The sequence below is a fragment of the Rathayibacter sp. AY1A5 genome (assembly GCF_002930875.1).
In the GTDB taxonomy this organism is placed as follows: domain Bacteria; phylum Actinomycetota; class Actinomycetes; order Actinomycetales; family Microbacteriaceae; genus Rathayibacter.
This window is the reverse complement of the sequence record NZ_PSTM01000022.1, coordinates 1-18,478: the sequence shown is the minus strand read 5'-3', so window position 1 is coordinate 18,478 and position 18,478 is coordinate 1. Positions and strand designations below refer to the sequence as shown.

The window sequence follows — 18,478 nt, the reverse complement described above, 5'->3', positions numbered from 1 at the left end:
ACGGCACTGGACACACGTCCGGTGCCGTCCCGGCTTAACCCTCAGCCCTCACCCGTCTTTGTCGCCGTTCCGACCCTTATTGGAGGCCCCCAGTGAGCATCACCACCAAGCTCTTCTCCCGCCACCGCGACACCGAGCCCGTCGACGTCCCCGCCGACGTCGACGGGGACGAGCTGCCCACCGGCGCCGTCGACGTCGACCAGAGCGAAGAGGCCGGCGACGTCGACGCCCCCGACTCGGCCACGCCCACGGGCGCGGTCGGCTCCCCGTCGACTGACGCTGCCGCGTCAGCAACGGCGGACAGCCGGGCCGGGTCTCGCCGCGCTCGGAAGGTGCAGGAGGAGAGTGCCGCGGCCCGCGCCGCGGCCTCGCCGCTCGCCCGCGAGACGCCGTCCAAGCGGTCGCGGAAAAAGCGGGCGATCCCGCACCAGGGCGGGAAGCAGAAGACCGAGAAGGAATCGGCGCCGAAGCGACCGATGCGGCCGACGTCGACGGGATGGCTCGGCCGCGGCGGCGGACAGGTCGTCTCGATCCAGCCCGCCGATGAATTCCGCGCGACGACTGTGCAGGTGTGCGGCCTGTACCCATTCTCGGTCGGCACCGGCACGCCCATGATCGGCGTACCGCTGGGCAAGAACCTCACCACCGGGGCCTCCGTGTTGTGCGACCCGATTAGCTGGTTCCAGCGGGCGCAGCTCATCTCCAACCCGTCGATGTTCGTCCTCGGCAAGCCGGGTCTCGGGAAGTCCTCGCTGACCCGCCGCATGGCGACCGGGCTCGCCGGGTACGGCACCATCCCGCTGGTCCTCGGGGATCTGAAGCCCGACTACGTGGACCTCATCCGCGCGATGGAAGGACAGGTCATCACCCTCGGCCGCGACCGCGGCTACCTCAACATCCTCGACCCCGGCGAGGCGACCAGCGCGGCAAAGCGCCTCCGAGACGACGCCGACCAGGCGCTGGAGCAAGCCGCGGAGCTCGACGCCCGCGGCGGCGACTCCAAGGAGCTGCACCTGCGTGCGGTGAAAGCGCAGCGCCTCGCCGCTCAGGTCCTCGCGGACGCTCACGGCCGCCGGCACACGATGATCGCAGCGCTCCTGACGATCCTCCGCTCTCAGCCGCCCACGGACCGGGAGGAGACGATCATCGACCGGGCGTTGAAGTACCTGGACGAGCACCACGAGGGCATCCCCGTCCTCGCGGACCTGCTCGCCGTGATCCAGGCCGCGCCGGACGAGATTCGACAGGTCGCGCTCGACCGCAACGACCTCAAGCGGTACAAGGAAATCACCGAGAACCTCGAAGCGTCGCTCATCGGCCTCACCTCCGGTGGCCGGCTGGGCGAGATCTTCTCCCGCCAGACGACGACCCCGATGCGGCGGGATCGGCCGGTGGTCTACGACGTGTCCTCGATCGATGACTCCGAAGGCGACCTCCAGGCGGCGATCCTCCTCGCGTGCTGGTCCGCGGGGTTCGGGACGGTCAACGTCGCCGCGGCGCTGGCCGATGCGGGGATCGAGCCCCGCCGGCACTACTTCGTGATCCTGGACGAGCTGTGGCGGGCTCTGCGCGCGGGCAAGGGCATGGTCGATCGCGTCGACGCGCTCACCCGCCTCAACCGTGCCCGCGGTGTCGGCCTGGCGATGATCAGCCACACCATGTCCGACCTCCTCGCGCTTTCCAGCGAAGAGGACCGGATGAAGGCCCGCGGCTTTGTGGAGCGCTCCGGCATGGTCATCTGCGGCGGCCTTCCCGGTGCGGAGATGCCTCTGCTCACGTCGGCGGTGCCGCTGTCCGCGAAGGAGCAGGAGATGCTCACGAGCTGGCAGGACCCGCCGGCCTGGGATGGCGTCTCCGGGAAGGAAGCGGACCCGCCCGGCCGTGGCCTGTTCCTGATCAAGGTGGGCGGCCGTCCCGGCATCCCCGTCCGCGTCCACCTGACCGCAGCGGAGAAGGACGTCAACGACACCAACAAGCTCTGGCACACCACGAGCCGCGCAGGCCGCGCGAACGAGCCCCTGGCGACCGATCCGGTCATGGTGGAGATTCTGCCGTGAGCGTCCTCGTCGCCCTCGGCGCGAGCTGCGTCGCGCTCGGCGCGGCCGGCGCCGCGATCGTCAGCGTGATCGCCGCCCGCCGTCAGGGGGCGGCGGAGCGCGACCGGTTTCTGCTCACGGGCTGCTGGACCGGGGTCGCCCTCATGGCGGGCTTCGTCGCCTGGGACCAGTGGGACCGGGTGATCGCATGAGCTGCACGTCGACGGTCGTCTACGACGGCTACCTCTGGGGCTGCTCGATGACGACGACGCTCCCGCACACCGACCACATGACGGACCTGCCGGTCGAGTACGTCGACAACGGCCAGGCCGTCCTCACCTGGGGCACCAGCCGGCAGGCGACCAGCGACGACACGACGGCCCCCTACGACGGGCCGATCTATGAGCGATGCGAGCCGCGCAGGTTCCTGCCGGCATCTGTTCCGTTGCTCGAGCGGGCGATGTCGTGATCGCCGCCCGCGCCGGGGGTGCGCTGCTGCGGGGTCCGCTCGGCCAGGTCGGCGCGGTCGCCGGGCTCCTGGCTGTCGCGGTCCTCGTGGCCACGGCCGCCACCCTCGCGTTCACCGCGCAGGTGCAGCACGCGATCCCCGCCCAGACCACTCTCACCAGCCCAGCACCGACCGAAGGAGTTGCACCATGAGCCTCACGAACAACCGCCGGAAAGAGCCCGGGAAGGCCAGTAACGGCTTCGGGGTCGCGTTCGCGGCCGGCGGTGTCCTGATCATCGCCCTGGCCATCTACATCGCGGTCCGCGTCGGGTCCCAGGTCGACGGTGTGAATCCCGACATGGACACCGACCCGTCGAACTTCTTCTCCGTCGTGGTCGACGTGTTCCGCGGCCGACTCGTCTGGCCGGGCACCGCGACCCTCATCGTCGCCGGGATCGGCGCCGTGGTCGTCTTCTTCGGCACCCTGTTCCTGATCGCGAAGAACGGCGGGAAGAAGAACCGGACCCCGATCGACTGGACCGCCCGCCACACCGCCACCTCCGCGGAAATGAGCCACATGCGCGGCAAGGAGGCGAAGGAGAAGTCGGCCCGACTGGGCGTGACCGACTCGTTCGGCGTCCCTCTGGGTGACCTCCTCAGCGACGGTCGACCTATCTACGCCTCGTTCGAGGACATGGTGCTGCTGCTCGCCGGCCCCCGCGTAGGCAAGTCGACGTCGTTCGTCATCCCCGCGATCGTCAACGCTCCCGGGTCCGTGGTCACGACCTCGAACAAGCGCGACGTGCTCGACGCGACCCGCGACCTCCGCGCAGCACGGGGGCAGGTGTGGGTGTTCGACCCGCAGCGCGTCGCGGTCGAGCCGCCGTCGTGGTGGTGGAACCCCCTCTCCTACGTCACCGACGACACCAAGGCAGCGAAGCTCGCGCAGCACTTCGCGTCCGGATCCAGCGAGGTCGGCGCCCGCTCGGATGCGCACTTCGAGCCGTCCGGTCGCGAGCTGCTGGCAGGCTTCCTGCTCGCCGCGGCCCTCGATGGCCGCCCGATCACGGACGTCTACGAGTGGACGACGAAACCCGGCGACGAGACGGCCGGAGACATCCTGGCCTCGAGCTATTTCCCGCTGATGGCCAAGAGCTTGCAGGGCGCGACGCGGTTGGAGCACCGGGAGCGCGGATCGGTGTACTCCACTGCCCGGCGCATGGCGTCCTGCTTGAAGGACTCCGGGACCCGCCAGTGGGTGAACCGCACCGGCGAGAACGACACCCGGCCGGAGTTCAATCCCGGCGCCTTCGTCCGCTCCACCGGGACGCTCTACAGCCTGTCCAAGGAGGGTGCCGGCAGCGCCGGCCCCCTCGTCCTCGCCCTCACCGCCGCGACCGTCGAAGCCGCGGAGGAGCTGGCCGCGGTGTCGCCCGGCGGCCGGATGCAGACCCCGATGCTCGGCGTCCTCGATGAGGCGGCGAACGTCTGCCGCTGGCGCGACCTGCCCGACCTCTACAGCCACTACGGCTCCCGGGGGATCCCGATCATGTCGGTGTTCCAGTCCTGGTCGCAGGGCGTGAGCGTGTTCGGGAAGGAGGGCATGGACAAGCTGTGGTCGGCCGCGAACGCGAAGATCTACGCCGGCGGAATCTCGGAGACGGGGTTTCTGCGGATGGTGTCAGAGCTGATCGGCACCTACGATCGCGAGACGACCTCCGCGAGCATGAACAAGGGCGTGCGCTCGACCACCAGCGCGTTGAAGCGCGAACTGATCCTCGACGTCGCGGAGCTCGCGAACCTCCCCACTCCCAAGAAGGGGCGCAAGATCGGGCGGGCGATCCTGATGTCCTCGGGCTCGCGTGCCGCGATCCTGCGCACGGTGCCGTGGTTCGACGGCCCCAAGCCGCTCGTGGCCGCGATCAACGCCTCCATCGCGAACCACCGACCGGGCGCAGCGCCGACACCGACGCCGCCGCCGGCCCCGGAGCAGGGACACGGCTTCACGCCGGTGACGGGCTCATGAGCGATGACTTCTACGGGGGCGTGGACGACGAGGCCGCGCCCGCGTCAGCGGCCGACGAGGCGACGAGTGCCCCGGAGAGCGAAGAGCCCACGACGCATTTCGGGTCGGCGGATGAGTTCGTGCGCAAGCAGCTCATCGGCACCTACCGGCGCCGAGTAATGGCGCAGGGCTCCGGTGCCGGTCTGCGGTGGAAAGCAGCCTGGTGGGAGGCCAAGGAAGCGCAGCAGCGCATCGAGGCGCTGTGGCGGGCGTGGGAGGCCGCACGCGCCGACCCGAAGGCCGGGATGAGCGCGTGGTGGATCAACCACTGCGACCCACACATGAGCGTCCTTCTCTCTGCGGACGGCCCATTCGCTGACTCGACGGACGAGAACCGGATCGGTGAACCGCTGCCTTACACGGCGCCGGTAGAAGGCACTTTCCCGTCCGATCTACAACCGCCGCTGTACACGCAGCGCCCATCCAGAGAAAACGCCTGAGAGGCGCTCTGAGGACGTAAGAAGGGGAGCACCGTCCGGTGCTCCCCTTCTTCGTTCTCGACGCTCCGGCTAGCGGCTCAGGTCCGCGCGATCGGCGCCCTGCCCCTGGCCACGACCGCGCCGCGTCTGAGGGACGGTGCTCATCGGAGCCTTCGACGTCACCGCGGCGCTGGGCGGGGTGGCGTGCGCGCTGTCGGCGCTCATCCGCGCCTCGATGACGTGCGGGGGGACTCCCTTGGCTTCCATCGCCTGAATGGTCGACTGTCGACGCTCGGCACTGTCGTAAGCGATCTCTCCGGCCTCACGCGACGCTGACGCGCGCGGATCCGTCGCGGGCGGCGCCGACTCCGTGGACGGGCCTCCGGTGCCCTGTGCGGCCTCCTGGCGCTCTGCGGGGGCGTCGTCGCGGAAGAGCTGTGCCTGAGCGCGCGCGTCGGAGGCCAGCTCGCGCAGCTCGTCAGGAGTCGCGTTGGCGGTGCCACCGGCGGCCGCGTCGCGGTCGTAGTCGCTCGCGCGCGCTTCGAGCTGCGCAGCCATCTCCGCGCGCCCGTTGTCGACGTCGGACGCACCGGGGGTTTCTCGAGCGGCCTCCTGGTTGCGGGCGTCGTTCGCGCGGTCGAGGCGGTCGGCTTCCGCGATCAGTAGTTGTGCCTCCGTAACCTCCGCTCCCGCTCGAGCACGCTCGGGAGCTACCGTGTCCTTCCACTCCTCGACCAGCGCGGCTCGTGCAGCAGCGACGGCCGCGGGGTCCGCGGTGCGGAACTCTCCGTCGTTCCAGTCGATCGACGTCTGCACGCGGTAGTCCTGGAACCCGGCCGGGTCGGTGTCGCGCTTCCATTCCTCGGCCGCGGAGAGTTCGAGGGTGCCGGCGTCGCCCGCGAGCGCCGCGCGGTAGTCGGTGATCAGAGCGCGCTCCGCGTTCACGTCCGGCTCTGCGCGGCCGCGTATGTCCATGGTGAGACGGTCGTCGTCGTGGCGGTGGTAGTGCTCCGGCGCGGAGTTGGTGGCCCATTCCTTCGCCCGGTCCAGCTCCGACTTCGCCTGACCGGCGGCGTCGCGCAGCACGGCGGTGTCGACGCCGTAGCGCTCGAACACTTCGCGCTGAACGACGGCCGACGCGCGCTCCGCGATCGGGTCGTGGTTCTTCCACGCCTGCGCCGTCTCCGCGACCTTCGAGATGTCTTGGATGCTCGCCTTCTCCCACCAGTCGGGCCGGTCCACGACCTGCAACGTCGCGCGTGCAGCGCCGCGCTCGGCGTCGAAACGGGCCGACAGCTCGCGCGCCTGCGCGGCGGAGCGTGCCTGCGCGTCGTGAGCCAGCTCCTCGCGCAGCCGGGCGAACTTCTCGCCCATCTGCATCGCGATGGTCAACGCGATCCGGACGTTCTGACCGACCTCCTGGCCTACCTCGTCGTCGTCACTCATGACTTCCTCCCCTTGCCTTGGTGAATCGTCTATCGGCCACGGTCGCCGCGGTCCTGGTCAGGTCCCTGCCGAGACTGTCGGGCGCGGTCCGCGAGCATCGCTTCCTCGCGCTCCCGGTCAGCCTTGGTGAGCTTCGTGGGTACGGGACTGCCCGACCCGAAGTTGGTCTGGGACAGCCGGCGAACGTCTTTGAGCTCCTCCGGGAGCGCCTGCCAGGCCCGCTCGTTCTCCGCGACCTTCTCGGCCTTCACGACGACCTGGTAGCCGTCGCGAACAGCGGACAACTGACCCCGCAACGTCTGCGACAGCTCGCGCATCCGTCGCGCATCACCGGCTGCCTTATGAGCCGACGCGACCGCGTGCGTCAAGCGCGCGAACTGGTTCAGCAGCAGCAGCTCCGCGGCTGCATTCTTCTTATTCCCCGCCGCGGCCATGATCAATGCGGAGTACGCCGCCGTCGAGGGCATCATCGCGGGCCGCGGGCGCGTCTCGTGCGCCCGCAGGTGCGCCGAGCGGGCGAGCGATCGCGCAGCGTCCGCGAGCGGTCCCGGGGTGGGCTCCATGCGCCGGGACCACGCCGCGTAGGCGCCGGCCGTCTCGCGCGCAACGTGCGCCCACGTGGCCCTGTCGGAGGGGTCCACGGACCTGATGTAGTCGTGCAGCCGGTCCATGTCCGCGGCGTACGCCTCGAACAGCTCGGGGGCCGGCTCCGCCGTCTCCCGGCCAGGGTTGACCGGCGTGTACTGCCAGGGATTCTTGGCTGTCGCGCGCCATTCGGATGCCGCATCCGACGCGGACTCCGGCTGGTCCGGCCAGCCCTTCCGCAGCTCCGGCAAGGTCAGGTCGCGAGCGAGCCGGCCGCCGCCGTGCCAGATCGCCTTCTCGCCGTTCGTCGGCCGCAGCGCCACCGAATAGCCGGCGATCACATCGTCACGACCCGTCGCGAATCGAGGGCGCACCAGCACCCCGCCCTGACGCAGACGACGAACGAACTCGCTCTCATCCTGGGACGCGGACGAGGCCGCGCGTACGGCGCGCTCGAGGCGCTGCATGTCCGGCTCGACGTGCCCGCGACGTGCAGCGGACTCACGCGCTCCCGGCCGCACACCGCGCTCCGGGAACTCGCGCTCCGGCGCCTGGTAGACCTGCAACCCGTACTCGCGCTCCAGCTCACGGCTGATCGTCTGCGACCGCTCGTAGTCCTTGTGCACCGACGCTTTCGTGCCGTCCTCGCGCACCAGCGACACGGCGATGTGTACGTGGTCGTTGCCGTTCTTCGACAGCCCGTGACGCACCGCGACCCAGCGGCAATCGGCCTTGCCGATGTCCTCGCCCGCGAAGCCCATCCGCTGCACGAAGTCGGTCGAGATTCGGCCCCACTGCTCGTCTGTGAGCTGGCCCTCCTCGGCCGCCAGCGACAGCGAGCAATGCCACACATCAGCCGCCACGCGATCCTTCACGATCGCGCCGGCCGAGTCCCGAACCGCCTCGCCGTTCTCGTCGGTGCGCACCTTGTTGCGCGTCACCTCGACGCCGAACAGCTCCCGCGGTCGGTCCAGATCCGCAGCGATCGCCGCAGCCGCAGCGCCATCCAGAACCTCATGCCCGTACTCAGCCATGATCGCGGAATCCCCCGCGATCAGGTGCTGCTCCTCGTGCTCGTTCGTCTTGCCGGGACCAACGAGGTAGCCCATCAGTCCACGCATGCGCGTGCCGCGCGTGATGTTCGTTCTCACCGTCCACCGAGCCGGTCTGCCGTCGCCTCGATCAGGCGTCGCACCCGCCGGTACTCCTCCGCAGCCTCAACAGCCTCGGCCGGGAACTGGCCCGTGCTGTTCGCGAACCGCGCGAGCTGGTTCATGTTGTCCGACGTCTTCTGCAACAGCTTCGACGCCCGGAACAGCTCAGCAACCACCAACCGCCACTCCGTGTCCGTGCGCACCTGGGCGTTCATCGCGGACTCGAACAGCAGCCGCGGCACCGTCACTTCCAGCACCTCGGCACGGGCGCGCAGGTGCGCGTCCTCCTCGGGCGTGACCGACACCTCGTACCGCTTCGACCGCGCAGCGACACCCGGCACGTTCGCGCGGCGGCGCCGGCCGAACAACCGACCCTCTCGTGACGACTCCGACACGACCCTCACCGTCCTTCCGGCCCAGCGCAGCGAACCCGCCCCCAGGCGGGGACCATACGACCAGTATGCGCCGACCCGGCCGCGCAGCGGAAGGGGCGCAAGCGGTTTACCACGGGTAAACCTATAGCTTGCTCCACAAACCATCTTCGCACCGAGCGCGACTTGGGTGTAACTCGGGTCCGAAGGACACCCGAGCGTCTCGGCTGGCGAAGCCGAACCCGAGACGCTTGAGTCCGCGCCTTCCGCATGACGGCGGCGGCGGCGGCTAGCCTTTCCGCATGAGCGACCACACGAGGAACCCTGACGACGCCGCCGACGCCGCCCGCCGACTGCTCGAACAGAGCGTCGAGAAGCGCGTCGAGGCGGTCCGCACGATCGTCTCCGCAGCCAACGACACCGACACCGCACGCGCCACCCTCAGCGACGCGCAGAACCGACACAGCAAGGCGTGGGCGGACGCCCTCGCCGCCGGATGGTCGGAGAAGGAACTCCGCGCAGCAGGAGTGCCGCGACCCGAGCAGACTCGCGCTCGCGTCACCCGCGCGCGACGCACAACGTCGGCGGAGGGAATTCCCGCCGATTCGACCGAGAGCGACAGCTCCGCGTCCATCGAGAACGCTGCATGACCGACAACGACTCCGCCGCGCTCCACGGCCAGGTCCGCGCCTGGGCGGAGGGGGCCAACCCGCTCACGGCCGCCGTCGAACTGCTGATCCGATCGGGCCTCGTGTACGCCGGAGCACCGTGGGTGAAGACCGACAACGCCTGGCACACGAGCGCAATCGACTTCGACCGCCTCGGCTACGAAATCGGAGCGCTCAGCGGAGGCGAACAGCGCGTCGCGCGGATCGCGTCGTCGCTCGGTCAGGGTGTCCCTGTCGACCTCCGCGAGGACGTCGCCGGGCTCGACCTCGAACACACGCGACTGGTCCTCGCGGCGATCGCGCACGCCGCCGGACTCGGAGAGCCCGGCACGACGATCCAGACCGTCGACGGAGTGCCGACAATCGTCCCCCATGACGCTCTGGCGTCGTGGCCGAACGAGTAGGTCGATCGCGCACGACGACCGCCCTCGTCGAGTAGCAAGCCCCCGCTCGAGCAGTCACGCTCGCGGGGGCTTCTGCCTTCCCGCGACGTGCGCGCAGGCTGCGGTCCGGCCGTCCATCCGACGCTTCACTCTTGCCTGCGCCGGCCGACCGTCAAGAGCGCTGCGCGTCCCTCCGGGATACCCCTCCGGGGCACTCCTGACGGCCACCCGCCTCCGGCATCGCGCCGCTTATCGGATGGATGGCCTCAGAGAATGCTCCCCTCGGGAAGAGTTCCGATCAGCGGCCCCTGCCGGACGCTCACCGGAGCGCTACATCGCGTAGGTGATGACGACGGATGAGAGCTTCCGCGACGTTCACGTCCACCGACGACGTGTGCACGGCCCTCCTCGCCTTCGTCGGTTCGATCGCCGCCGGCGGACACTCCGAGTCGATCGCTATTCCCGCGCTGCGCGTGGATGGGCAGGTCATGGAAGTACGGATGACGGTGAACGCCAACAGCGCGTTCGTCGTCGTCCCAGTCGATGCCGACGCGCAAGACGAGCGCGCCCTTCTGGCAGCCTCAAAGTCGGTAGTCAGCGAGCTGCGCAAGCGAAGCGCGGCCAGCCGTCAGGATGCCGAGCGGCGCTGACAGGAGTTGCTCGACTCGCTCCGCTCACGCTCACCGTCTCGGCACTTCGTGTCTAAAGTGGCGGTGCGGTTGAGAAGTGGGGACCTCGACGCCGCGCGCGGCAGACCGACGAGGGGTCGTCGGTGTCGCTCTGCTCTCGGCCGCGTCACACAGCGCGGCCGAGAGCACCACTCGCCGGCTGCTGCTCAGGGCCGTCAACCCTCCTCCCGTGGGCACAGTCGGCACCTATGGTCGGGCATGTACGGAGTGCCGTTCGCTCCGGCCCCAGTGCTCCCGGCTCGGATGCGGCTCGGCCCCTGAGCCGGGAGTAGCGGCCCGGCCCCGCGTCGGGGGATGCCGGGTCGGGCCGCTTCCCAGGGGAAGAAGCCGCACCCGAGCGAAACGACACCAGGCGTAACGTGCGGTGGTTATGCTCCGCGCATGATCGACTTCAGCTCCGCCGAGATGGCGACAGTCGAGTACGTCGAGGACCAGTGGCGCCTCACGATTCTCGACGGGACCGGCACCACGTTGGCCGAGACCGGGCTTCCGCTTTTCGGCCCCGAGAACTTCTTCGTTCGCGCCAGCTCTGACCGGCCGGCGGGCCTGGATTACGTGGGGCCGTTCTTGAACAAGCGCGGCCTGTACTACACCCAGTGGACCGGTCGCGGCCGAGACGGATGGAGCACACAGCTCCACTACTGACGAGCACACGTTGCGCGGGCAGACGTCCAGGATGATGAGCACATGTCGCGCAACACTGAGCCGTTGGCCGGTCAAATGGTCTGGCTCGTCCGCTGGATCCAATCGCGTGACGGCTGGTCGCACGAGACCATCAGCGGCGCTTTTCAGGAGCGCACCGACACGTGCTGGCGCGTCTGGGTGAACGAGGAGCTGCGCGAACTTCCCTCACAGGACTGGTCCCCCTACAAGCCGTGACGCCGACGGTGGTCCACGCTCAGCTGTGGTCAGTGACGGATCGCGGAAGCGCGCCAGCCTTCGTCCTTGACCCAGCGGAACCCAATCCAGCAAGTCTGCGGCTCCGGCGCGTCTGCGGCCGCGTCCAGGGCGACCCGAAACGTGGCAGGTGTCGCGCCGTCGATGATCGTGAACTCCGAATCGCGGTCCGCGAGCGCCCCGCACGCATCGCGCAAGCCTGCACTGTCTGACTCGGTGTTCGCGGGAAGAAGCTTCGCGATCGCCGGATCATCGTTCAACACGGGCACGAGCTCGTACACCAGCTCCTGGCCACTCCCCGACGGCGGCACCGCTCCCGACGTCGAGTCATCGAGCGACCCGACCGCAAACATGAAGACAGCGACGACGCCGGCCAGCACCGACGTCAGCAGAACGAGTAGGACCACGGTGACGCCACGATGGTGCCGCGGCGGTGAAGGAAGATCCTCCGCCTCGTCGTACGCCCCCACCGCTTCCCCTCCGCCGACAGGTCCTCCCGACCCCGGCTCACCAGAGATACCAGACCTGAACGACCAACCATCACGCACTATCCCCATCGCCCTCCCCCGTTTGGCTGATGCTCGGCAGATCACTCAGGAACCGATGTGTATGATTCCGCATGGATTGAGCGGGGACCTGGACCGCCGATCTTTGGCTTGTGACGCGAGAGCGCCAAGCCCGCCGGCGGGGGTGCGCCGACCCGAACGGCGCGCCCTCAGCCGCGCCACGATGCCAAGCTCGGTTCATCAGCTCGATGGCGTGGCGTCCGATCGGCGTCAGGTCGACCACGACTCGTCTTGGCGTGGCCGTGCCGGCCTGCCAGGGTCATGGCCATGGAGATCACAGATGATGTCGAGCGGGCCGAATGGCTTGGGCTGCGCATGCAGCGAGAGCGAAGCTGGGCACGAGTCGGCTCGGTCGCCGGATACGGGTTCGAGGCGTACGCCCGTGTCCTTCACCCTCGACCTGACGGCGATGACATTTGGGAACGCCAGCGGTGGGCGGACGTTGCTGCTACTGCCGGCAAGGTCATGCACCCGCTCGTCCAGTGGGAACGGCTCCTAGGCAGGGACGAGCCGCGCGGCGGCACAAGTGACGTCGGACGACTCGATCCGCAAGTACTCGCCGCCCTCGCACCCATCCTCAGTTCGGCGACCACTACGCCCGGCGATGCGCTCGCGGCGTACTGGGTCGGTGGGACCGGCCAGAACCTCCTCGGCAGGCCGGTCAGCATTGACCGATACGACTACATACTGGCCGCCACGAGCATGGCGGAGCTTGCCGAACCCGGATGGGGTCCCGAGATTGGCCTCCGCGGCGAGGAAGCGCCGCAACTACTCTGGCCTGAAGATCACGCCTGGGTGCTCGCCACCGAGATCGACCGGGACTCCACCATCGTCGCCGGCTCGCACACGCTCGTAAGCGCGATCCTCACTGACGGCCGATTCGAGGCCTTCCCCGTCGATGAGGACTCCGACCTGTCGTGGAACGGTGACACGATCAACCGTCCCAAAGTCCAGGAACCGTCCTAGGAGAGCGCGAAGGACAGCGATCGCGACGTCAGTGAGTGATTGAGGCCGCCTGCCATCCGCTCCGAGTTCGAGTCGTCGCATCGTTCTACGGTGCAAGCGACGCCTACCGATCGGGAGGCCGAAGGTACGCGGACAGGGTGAAGGCGGGCGGCCCATGGGTCACCCGCCTTCACACTCGCGGACGCGGAGCGCCTCTTGCGGTGACCCTACGGAGCCAGGATGTAGGACATGCCCACGACGTCCTGCACAGTTCGCGTGTTGTAGACGCCAGGTCCGGCGGCACCGTTCATCTCGGTGATGTTGATGTAGAGGCCGTCAGCGCGCTTCTCGACGGAATCGACCCAGGCGACGTGACCGTAGGTGGGGTCCGCCCCCTGCACGCCGGGCTCGAAGACGACGATGCTGCGAGCCTGAGCATCCAGGACGGTAGTCCAGCCGTTCGCGGCGGCGCTGGTGTCCCAGTCGAGGGCGTTGCCGTAGATGGCGGGACGCAGCCCGGTCGCCTCGAAGAACTTTTCCTTCGCACCCCATGTGCACTGACCGGCAGCGCCGCTGTTCGCTCCCTCGGTAACGCCAGTGGCGCGGCCGGAGTCAGCGACGGCGGTGGTTGTCTGAGTTGTGGTGTCCGCGAAGGCCGGCGCGGCGCCCACGATCGGGACTGCGACGGTGAGTGATGCTGCGAGCAGGCCCGCAGCGATGCGGGACCGGCGGAAGCCGTGTCCCGGGTGGTTCTGACGGTTGGCCGAGCTGGTGTCGAATTCGTTGCTCGTGCTGGTGCGCATGATGTACTCCTTCGTCTCTTCTTGCTTCCCTTGAACACCCTCCACGCTGCCACTCATACGGCTCCCATCACCGAAATGGAGGAAGCGGCCACGTAGCGCCCACCTCCCACCCAGGCGCGAAGCAGCGCCCGCCACGCACTGCGAGCGACCGCACCGGAGGGTGACGGGGGCTCCGTCTAGCTGAGGTACACCCCAACCGGACGTCAGGCACCATGGCCGAAGCGCGTCCGAATAGGGCCGTGTCGGACCTTGTCTGACACTTGCCCCTGCGGCTCTTAGACTTCAACTGGACAAGTAGGGGTCGGAGGCGGCATGTCGGGTCAGAGGGTCGGGTACGTGCGGGTGAGCACGTTGGATCAGAGCACGGTGCGCCAGCTCGACGGCCTGACGCTGGATCGGGTGTTCGAGGACAAGGCCTCCGGCAAGGACGTGAACCGTCCGCAGCTCGAAGAGATGATCGGGTTCGTCCGCGACGGAGACACGGTGCTCGTGCACTCGATGGACCGGCTCGCAAGGAACCTAGAAGACCTCCGCCGGCTCGTGCGCCGACTGACGGACAAGAAGGTCCGGGTCGAGTTCGTCAAGGAACAGCTCACCTTCACTGGTGAGGACAGCGCGATGGCGAACCTGCTGCTGAACATGATGGGCGCGTTCGCAGAGTTCGAACGCGAACTCATTCGGGAGCGTCAACGCGAGGGCATCGCTTTGGCCAAGCAGCGCGGCGTCTACCGAGGCCGCGCCCGCTCGCTTACCCTCGCGCAGGTCGCGGAGCTGCGCGAGCGGGCTGGTGCCGGCGTGCCGAAGACGACGTTGGCAAAGAAATATGGCATCAGCCGGGAGACGGTGTACGCCTACCTTCGCGCCTCGACATCGGCGCTACAAGCGTCTGAAGAGTGACGGGGCGCTGACATGGTGAGCACTGTCGGAGTCGTTCATGGCGCGGGAGGAAGCTGATGACAACACAGATGTTCCCTGGCGAGATCGGGTCGATGCCGGAATTGGGTTCGTCCGCGATTGCGACGTTCCGGCCCGCAACAGAGCTTCCGACTCCTGTGCGGTTTGTCGACGGCTTCGATCTCTTCGTTCAGTTCCTGCAACGCCATGGCGTGGACCCAGAGAGCCTTGCTGGTGACGTGTCGGGAGTGTGGCTCTTCCTGGCCAAGCATCCGACCGCCTTGACGACGCCAGAGATTGCCGACGCCGCAGCCCGGTTCGTCGGGAACGTGATCGCGGTGGTGCATCCCGCGGCGACCTGGCGAGTCACCAACGAGCCGGAAATCGGGACGAACGTCCGCTCCATTCCGGTCGCCGCCCTCGTGCGAACCATGGTGCAGCGTCCCGAGCAGCGGGAACCGTTCCTCGAGATGCTGTCCACCTGGGATCAAGAAGACCTCGACGACCGCGAAATCACCGCGCTCGCTCACGATGTCACTCCACCGCCGTTCACGGTTCCACCGGTTCCGTTCCAACGCGCCGCCTTCCCTCCCATCGAGTTCCGCGACGACAACGGCCACGTCATCGAATACGGGCAGCGCTGGCCCGACCACCACCCACCTGACGACGCGTACTCCCGCGTCTCCCACCCAGAACGCTTCGCACCCCTACGCCATGACGTCGACGCCCTGGCCGACTACCTCCACCGCTGGTACTCCGTCGACGTCCGCCACCTCGACCACGACGGGACACAGCAGATCCGGTTGCAGCCTCGCGCCGGAACCCCGATCACCGTCACTGCAACCGACGAATCAGTCCAAGTGGAAGCAGGCGTCTTCTTCCGCGCCACCCTGCCGAACTGCTCCTGCGATGCCTGCGACGAATCAGCAGAAACCGCCGCCGACCGCCTCGAAGAAGCCGTCCTTTCCATCGCCGCGGGCGGCTTCCGCGAGACGTACCCCCTCGGAAGTCGCCGGTGGCTGCACACCCAGCTCCACGCCGTTGACGGCAGCGGCTACACCGGCAGCAGTGGCGCCCCCGACAGAGACCTCACCACCGACGACCTCGAACACGCCACCACGACCCTGCGCCAACTCGACAACGGCTGGTGGCCCGCCTGGCCCCTCCGCACCCCCAACTCGCCAGACCGAACAGGCGACGACGAAACGACGAACGACCGAACCTGACGAGCGGCTCCAACTGCTTCGTTAGACGCCCCGCCACCTGGCTCCCCACCGGACGGGTCGCCACCACCCGTCCTCTGAACCCACGTTCGCGTACGAATCGCATGGCTAGCCTGGCTGAGTGGACTTCATCGGGTTGGCGCCCCAGCACTTTGACACCGCGCTCGGCACGGTACTGACCACAGCCGTGCAGGCGCAGGGCTGGAGCGCACAGAAGGTAGCCGTGTTCGCACGGCTCCGACCGCGCACCGTCCGACGCATCCTGACCGGCAAAACCTCGGCCGGCACCGTACAACTGCACCGCCTCCTGCAAGTCCTGCAACTCGACCATGACGCCACGATGCGCACCGTCTACATCGAAGCGCGAGTCGCGCAGCTGGCCGCGGACACCGAAGCAGCCGAGGACCGCGACCGCCCCCGGGACATGCTCGGATGATGACCGGCAACGACCTCGCCGTTCTTCTCAACCCCTTCGTCATCACCGGGGTCGTCGTCCTCGTCGCGATGATCCTCGGTGGGCCGTGGCTGCGCGAGCGGTACATCTTCCGCGAGCTCAACCGCGACACCGGCGTCACCCGACACCAGCCCACCGCCCTTTTCACCCCAGGCCGGGCCGGCAATCCGCCGCTGGTGTATTTCCTGGAACTGCACTACGCCGAACGCCTCGACACAGTGCTGATGCTGCACCGCGTCGGCGCCATCGCGAGCCTCCACGACGGCTCCATGACCATGCACGACCGCGCCGGACGCCTCCTCACCCACCTCAGCGCGCTCGACGTCGCCTACTATCGCCGCCTCAACGACACAGCCCCGCAACCACCCAACCCGGGATAGACAAGCCGGCCTGGCGCTCGGCCTTCCCTGCCCCGTTTCACGCCCCCTCAGCGGAATCACCACCGGACAGGTCTAACGAGACGGCCCCGCCCGCGCCACGCCGCGGCGGCGCACGCAACTCGCGTGCGACCGGTTGACGACCCCCTTACGGGACGTCGTTCTACCTAGCGCTGCGCATCCGCAGACGATCGACGGTGACGCCGACCGCGACGGTGACTGCGGCGGCGACCAAGCCCCACCCCAGCCCGAGCGTGAATGTTCCCCTGCTCGGGTCAGCCCAGTTCTCGATCTCCGGGCGTCTGGCGAAAGCAGAAGCATTGAGCTGGGTTGCCACGAAGGCGACAACAAGAGTCACCAGCGCAAACACCACCAGCGAAGCCAGAACCCACAACAGGAGCTGCCGACGTCGACTCCGCGCGTACCCTCGAACAGTCATGTGCTGAGCGTACGAACTGGACCGCCGCGGCGCACTAGCCGCAGTGCAAAACGTCAACGATCAGCCGGTCATCCTCCGCCTCGCGCCGGAGGCGCAAGGCGTCCGGTGGTCGATCCCGATACGGGACGCGCGCCAGCACTGTGATACCTCGCGCCACGGTGACCGAACGACGTCGGAACCGACGAGGATCCGAGGCGTGAAGAACAGCAGTGACGGTGAGCACTACCTCCTCCTCAGGACAGCCCTCTGGGCAGACGCCACCGACGTCGTTGGAATCTATGGCAGCGAGCAGCGCGCTCGGGAAGCAGCAGGTTCCTCTACGGGACCCGATCAGTGGACGCTCGAGGAGTGGAGAGGAGACGTGCGCCGCAGCAGTCTCCAGCTCTAGGCCGCTACGCGCTCACGCTGACGCAATGGAGTTGCACGGCTACAGTCACGAAGGAGGGTCGCGATGCGGCGACCGCTGGGGAGGTCGCTGTGGGCGAATCGAATGATGGCCGCTTCAAGAAGCTGCCCGATCGGATCGAGCCGGCTCAGCAGACCGTGAGCGTCCCGGCCAGCGAAGACGACTCCACGACGCCACCGCAACCGCCGGCCGGCGTTCCTGACCTCGTGATCGCGACTCGCGTGGCGGACGCCGCCACGATGACCGGCCTTCTCCGCCGTACGGCGGGGCGCGTTGCACTGACGGTCGTCGTCGTCGCGGCCGGCCTCGTCACCGTCCTCGCCGCGCTCAACCTGCGCCTGTAACCAGACCGATCAGCCGTGAGCGAGGACGGCGCGTCCGACAGCGGCGCCTCTCGACTCGCCCACCGAACATTCCGGGGATCCCATGCTCAGAGCACTTTCGTCCACTTCCATGTTCTGGATCGGTGTCGCCGGGATTCTCCTGGGCATCGTCTTCGGCACGATCGTGCCGTTCTGGATCGCCCCCTACCAAGCCAACGGATCACCCACCGTCGAACAGATCATCAGCACCATCCCGGTCCTCACACGAATCGCGGAGGGCATCGGCTACTCGTTCGTCGCAGGAGCCTTCGTCGTTCGCCACTTCGAGAAGCGCGAACTCGTCGACGCTCGACGGTCCGTGCACTTCGTCGGCCGAGCAGCCCGGAAAGACGAGCAGTAGCCCCTCCGAGCAGTCCGCTGAAAGCGTCCCGCGGATCGATCCCCTTACAGGACACTCTCGGTCGCGAGTCGGTAGCTCCTCGTGGTGAGAGCCGCGTCACGCCTACTGTTCTCCCGTGGGAGAACTCAAGGTAACGAGCTCGGCGGCGGTCGAGGCCGCTTCACGTCGCGCCGAGGGGTGGATACGCCGTGGTTGAACGCCTGGACAGTTGGGACCCGAGCAGACTCTCGCCGGACCGGCAGACACCACCCCGCCAACGACGGTTGGTGAGACTGTCGATCGCGCTGGGAGCTCTAGCCGTCGTGGCGGCCGCGGTTCTGTGGGTGGGTGATCTGCTGTTCGGAGTGCATGGCCCTTCCCACTACGTCAGCATCACCAACGACACCGGAGCCTCACTCACCTGGTCCTGCTCCTGGTCCGATCTTCACCTCGCCGCCGGGGAGACAGGTCAGCTGCGCATCCTCGACCAGCCCGACCAGGACTACGG

Annotated in this window: 25 protein-coding genes; 19 read left to right on the top strand and 6 right to left on the bottom strand. The window is 68.3% G+C overall.

Annotated elements, in window-relative coordinates; genetic code table 11:
- The first annotated feature begins 476 nt into the window (after positions 1 to 476).
- The 6 genes from C5B98_RS13900 to C5B98_RS13875 are packed head-to-tail and all read left to right on the top strand — an operon-like array spanning position 477 to position 4,989.
- Positions 477 to 2,057, top strand: a complete 1,581-nt coding sequence (locus C5B98_RS13900; RefSeq protein ID WP_219812664.1) for an ATP/GTP-binding protein — start codon at positions 477 to 479, stop codon at positions 2,055 to 2,057.
- Positions 2,054 to 2,248 carry a hypothetical protein gene (locus tag C5B98_RS13895; RefSeq protein ID WP_104263449.1) on the top strand — a complete coding sequence of 65 codons (195 nt, stop codon included), beginning with the start codon at positions 2,054 to 2,056 and terminating at the stop codon, positions 2,246 to 2,248. The genes C5B98_RS13900 and C5B98_RS13895 overlap by 4 nt, the downstream gene beginning before the upstream one ends.
- Positions 2,245 to 2,505, top strand: a complete 261-nt coding sequence (locus C5B98_RS13890) for a hypothetical protein (protein ID WP_104263450.1) — start codon at positions 2,245 to 2,247, stop codon at positions 2,503 to 2,505. Before C5B98_RS13895 ends, C5B98_RS13890 begins: the two co-directional genes overlap by 4 nt.
- Positions 2,502 to 2,696 carry a hypothetical protein gene (locus tag C5B98_RS13885; RefSeq protein ID WP_104263451.1) on the top strand — a complete coding sequence of 65 codons (195 nt, stop codon included), beginning with the start codon at positions 2,502 to 2,504 and terminating at the stop codon, positions 2,694 to 2,696. The genes C5B98_RS13890 and C5B98_RS13885 overlap by 4 nt, the downstream gene beginning before the upstream one ends.
- Complete coding sequence (locus tag C5B98_RS13880; RefSeq protein WP_104308533.1) at positions 2,693 to 4,510, top strand: type IV secretory system conjugative DNA transfer family protein; 1,818 nt, start codon at positions 2,693 to 2,695, stop codon at positions 4,508 to 4,510. Before C5B98_RS13885 ends, C5B98_RS13880 begins: the two co-directional genes overlap by 4 nt.
- The gene (locus C5B98_RS13875; protein ID WP_104308534.1) at positions 4,507 to 4,989 is read left to right on the top strand and encodes a DUF4913 domain-containing protein; all 483 of its coding nucleotides are present in this window, start codon (positions 4,507 to 4,509) and stop codon (positions 4,987 to 4,989) included. The genes C5B98_RS13880 and C5B98_RS13875 overlap by 4 nt, the downstream gene beginning before the upstream one ends.
- Before the next feature lie 69 nt (positions 4,990 to 5,058).
- On the opposite strand, the gene C5B98_RS13870 is transcribed toward C5B98_RS13875, so the two are convergent.
- From C5B98_RS13870 to C5B98_RS13860, 3 genes are read right to left on the bottom strand one after another with little or no spacing between them, the layout of a single operon-like run.
- Complete coding sequence (locus C5B98_RS13870; RefSeq protein ID WP_104327944.1) at positions 5,059 to 6,414, bottom strand: hypothetical protein; 1,356 nt, start codon at positions 6,412 to 6,414, stop codon at positions 5,059 to 5,061.
- Positions 6,415 to 6,443: 29 nt separating this feature from the next.
- Entirely contained in the window at positions 6,444 to 8,150 is a 1,707-nt protein-coding gene (locus C5B98_RS13865; protein WP_104263455.1) for a relaxase/mobilization nuclease domain-containing protein, read from the bottom strand.
- The gene (locus tag C5B98_RS13860) at positions 8,147 to 8,458 is read right to left on the bottom strand and encodes a plasmid mobilization relaxosome protein MobC (protein WP_236553717.1); all 312 of its coding nucleotides are present in this window, start codon (positions 8,456 to 8,458) and stop codon (positions 8,147 to 8,149) included. The genes C5B98_RS13865 and C5B98_RS13860 overlap by 4 nt, the downstream gene beginning before the upstream one ends.
- 368 nt (positions 8,459 to 8,826) lie before the next feature.
- Here C5B98_RS13860 and C5B98_RS13855 point away from each other — a divergent pair, with 368 nt between their 5' ends.
- The 5 genes from C5B98_RS13855 to C5B98_RS13835 all read left to right on the top strand — a co-directional run bounded on the left by C5B98_RS13855 (position 8,827) and on the right by C5B98_RS13835 (position 11,143).
- Positions 8,827 to 9,174, top strand: a complete 348-nt coding sequence (locus C5B98_RS13855; protein WP_104263456.1) for a hypothetical protein — start codon at positions 8,827 to 8,829, stop codon at positions 9,172 to 9,174.
- Positions 9,171 to 9,596, top strand: a complete 426-nt coding sequence (locus C5B98_RS13850; RefSeq protein WP_104263457.1) for a hypothetical protein — start codon at positions 9,171 to 9,173, stop codon at positions 9,594 to 9,596. The genes C5B98_RS13855 and C5B98_RS13850 overlap by 4 nt, the downstream gene beginning before the upstream one ends.
- Positions 9,597 to 9,931: 335 nt before the next feature.
- Entirely contained in the window at positions 9,932 to 10,225 is a 294-nt protein-coding gene (locus C5B98_RS13845) for a hypothetical protein (protein ID WP_104227097.1), read from the top strand.
- Between the two features lie 420 nt (positions 10,226 to 10,645).
- Positions 10,646 to 10,909, top strand: a complete 264-nt coding sequence (locus tag C5B98_RS13840; RefSeq protein WP_104227096.1) for a hypothetical protein — start codon at positions 10,646 to 10,648, stop codon at positions 10,907 to 10,909.
- Positions 10,910 to 10,951: 42 nt separating this feature from the next.
- Entirely contained in the window at positions 10,952 to 11,143 is a 192-nt protein-coding gene (locus C5B98_RS13835) for a hypothetical protein (protein ID WP_104227095.1), read from the top strand.
- 29 nt (positions 11,144 to 11,172) lie between these two features.
- Here C5B98_RS13835 and C5B98_RS13830 read toward each other — a convergent pair whose 3' ends face one another.
- Positions 11,173 to 11,631: a hypothetical protein gene (locus tag C5B98_RS13830; protein WP_104227094.1), complete on the bottom strand. Its 459-nt coding sequence runs from the start codon at positions 11,629 to 11,631 to the stop codon at positions 11,173 to 11,175.
- Between the two features lie 363 nt (positions 11,632 to 11,994).
- Between C5B98_RS13830 and C5B98_RS13825 the strand changes: the two genes are divergently transcribed.
- Positions 11,995 to 12,693 carry a hypothetical protein gene (locus tag C5B98_RS13825; protein ID WP_146076967.1) on the top strand — a complete coding sequence of 233 codons (699 nt, stop codon included), beginning with the start codon at positions 11,995 to 11,997 and terminating at the stop codon, positions 12,691 to 12,693.
- A gap of 206 nt (positions 12,694 to 12,899) precedes the next feature.
- Here the strand turns inward: C5B98_RS13825 and C5B98_RS13820 are convergent, their stop codons facing one another.
- The gene (locus C5B98_RS13820; protein ID WP_181065552.1) at positions 12,900 to 13,475 is read right to left on the bottom strand and encodes a CHAP domain-containing protein; all 576 of its coding nucleotides are present in this window, start codon (positions 13,473 to 13,475) and stop codon (positions 12,900 to 12,902) included.
- Between the two features lie 312 nt (positions 13,476 to 13,787).
- Here C5B98_RS13820 and C5B98_RS13815 point away from each other — a divergent pair, with 312 nt between their 5' ends.
- The 4 genes from C5B98_RS13815 (at position 13,788) to C5B98_RS13800 (ending at position 16,426) form a co-directional block, all read left to right on the top strand.
- Positions 13,788 to 14,372 (top strand): recombinase family protein, encoded by a 585-nt coding sequence (locus tag C5B98_RS13815; protein WP_104227091.1) that lies wholly within the window; start codon positions 13,788 to 13,790, stop codon positions 14,370 to 14,372.
- A 56-nt stretch (positions 14,373 to 14,428) separates the two neighbouring features.
- Positions 14,429 to 15,595, top strand: coding sequence for a DUF6226 family protein (locus C5B98_RS13810; protein WP_104227090.1), 1,167 nt, complete (start codon positions 14,429 to 14,431; stop codon positions 15,593 to 15,595).
- Between the two features lie 118 nt (positions 15,596 to 15,713).
- Positions 15,714 to 16,028, top strand: a complete 315-nt coding sequence (locus tag C5B98_RS13805; RefSeq protein WP_104227089.1) for a helix-turn-helix domain-containing protein — start codon at positions 15,714 to 15,716, stop codon at positions 16,026 to 16,028.
- Entirely contained in the window at positions 16,028 to 16,426 is a 399-nt protein-coding gene (locus C5B98_RS13800; protein ID WP_104227088.1) for a hypothetical protein, read from the top strand. The genes C5B98_RS13805 and C5B98_RS13800 overlap by 1 nt, the downstream gene beginning before the upstream one ends.
- 160 nt (positions 16,427 to 16,586) lie before the next feature.
- Here C5B98_RS13800 and C5B98_RS13795 read toward each other — a convergent pair whose 3' ends face one another.
- The gene (locus C5B98_RS13795; protein WP_146076966.1) at positions 16,587 to 16,862 is read right to left on the bottom strand and encodes a hypothetical protein; all 276 of its coding nucleotides are present in this window, start codon (positions 16,860 to 16,862) and stop codon (positions 16,587 to 16,589) included.
- A 196-nt stretch (positions 16,863 to 17,058) separates the two neighbouring features.
- On the opposite strand from C5B98_RS13795, the gene C5B98_RS16695 reads away from it, so the two are divergent.
- The 3 genes from C5B98_RS16695 (at position 17,059) to C5B98_RS13785 (ending at position 17,991) form a co-directional block, all read left to right on the top strand.
- Complete coding sequence (locus C5B98_RS16695) at positions 17,059 to 17,250, top strand: hypothetical protein (protein WP_146076965.1); 192 nt, start codon at positions 17,059 to 17,061, stop codon at positions 17,248 to 17,250.
- A gap of 89 nt (positions 17,251 to 17,339) precedes the next feature.
- Positions 17,340 to 17,612, top strand: a complete 273-nt coding sequence (locus C5B98_RS13790; RefSeq protein ID WP_104227086.1) for a hypothetical protein — start codon at positions 17,340 to 17,342, stop codon at positions 17,610 to 17,612.
- A 109-nt stretch (positions 17,613 to 17,721) separates the two neighbouring features.
- The gene (locus tag C5B98_RS13785) at positions 17,722 to 17,991 is read left to right on the top strand and encodes a hypothetical protein (RefSeq protein WP_104224259.1); all 270 of its coding nucleotides are present in this window, start codon (positions 17,722 to 17,724) and stop codon (positions 17,989 to 17,991) included.
- Positions 17,992 to 18,478 lie beyond the last annotated feature (487 nt).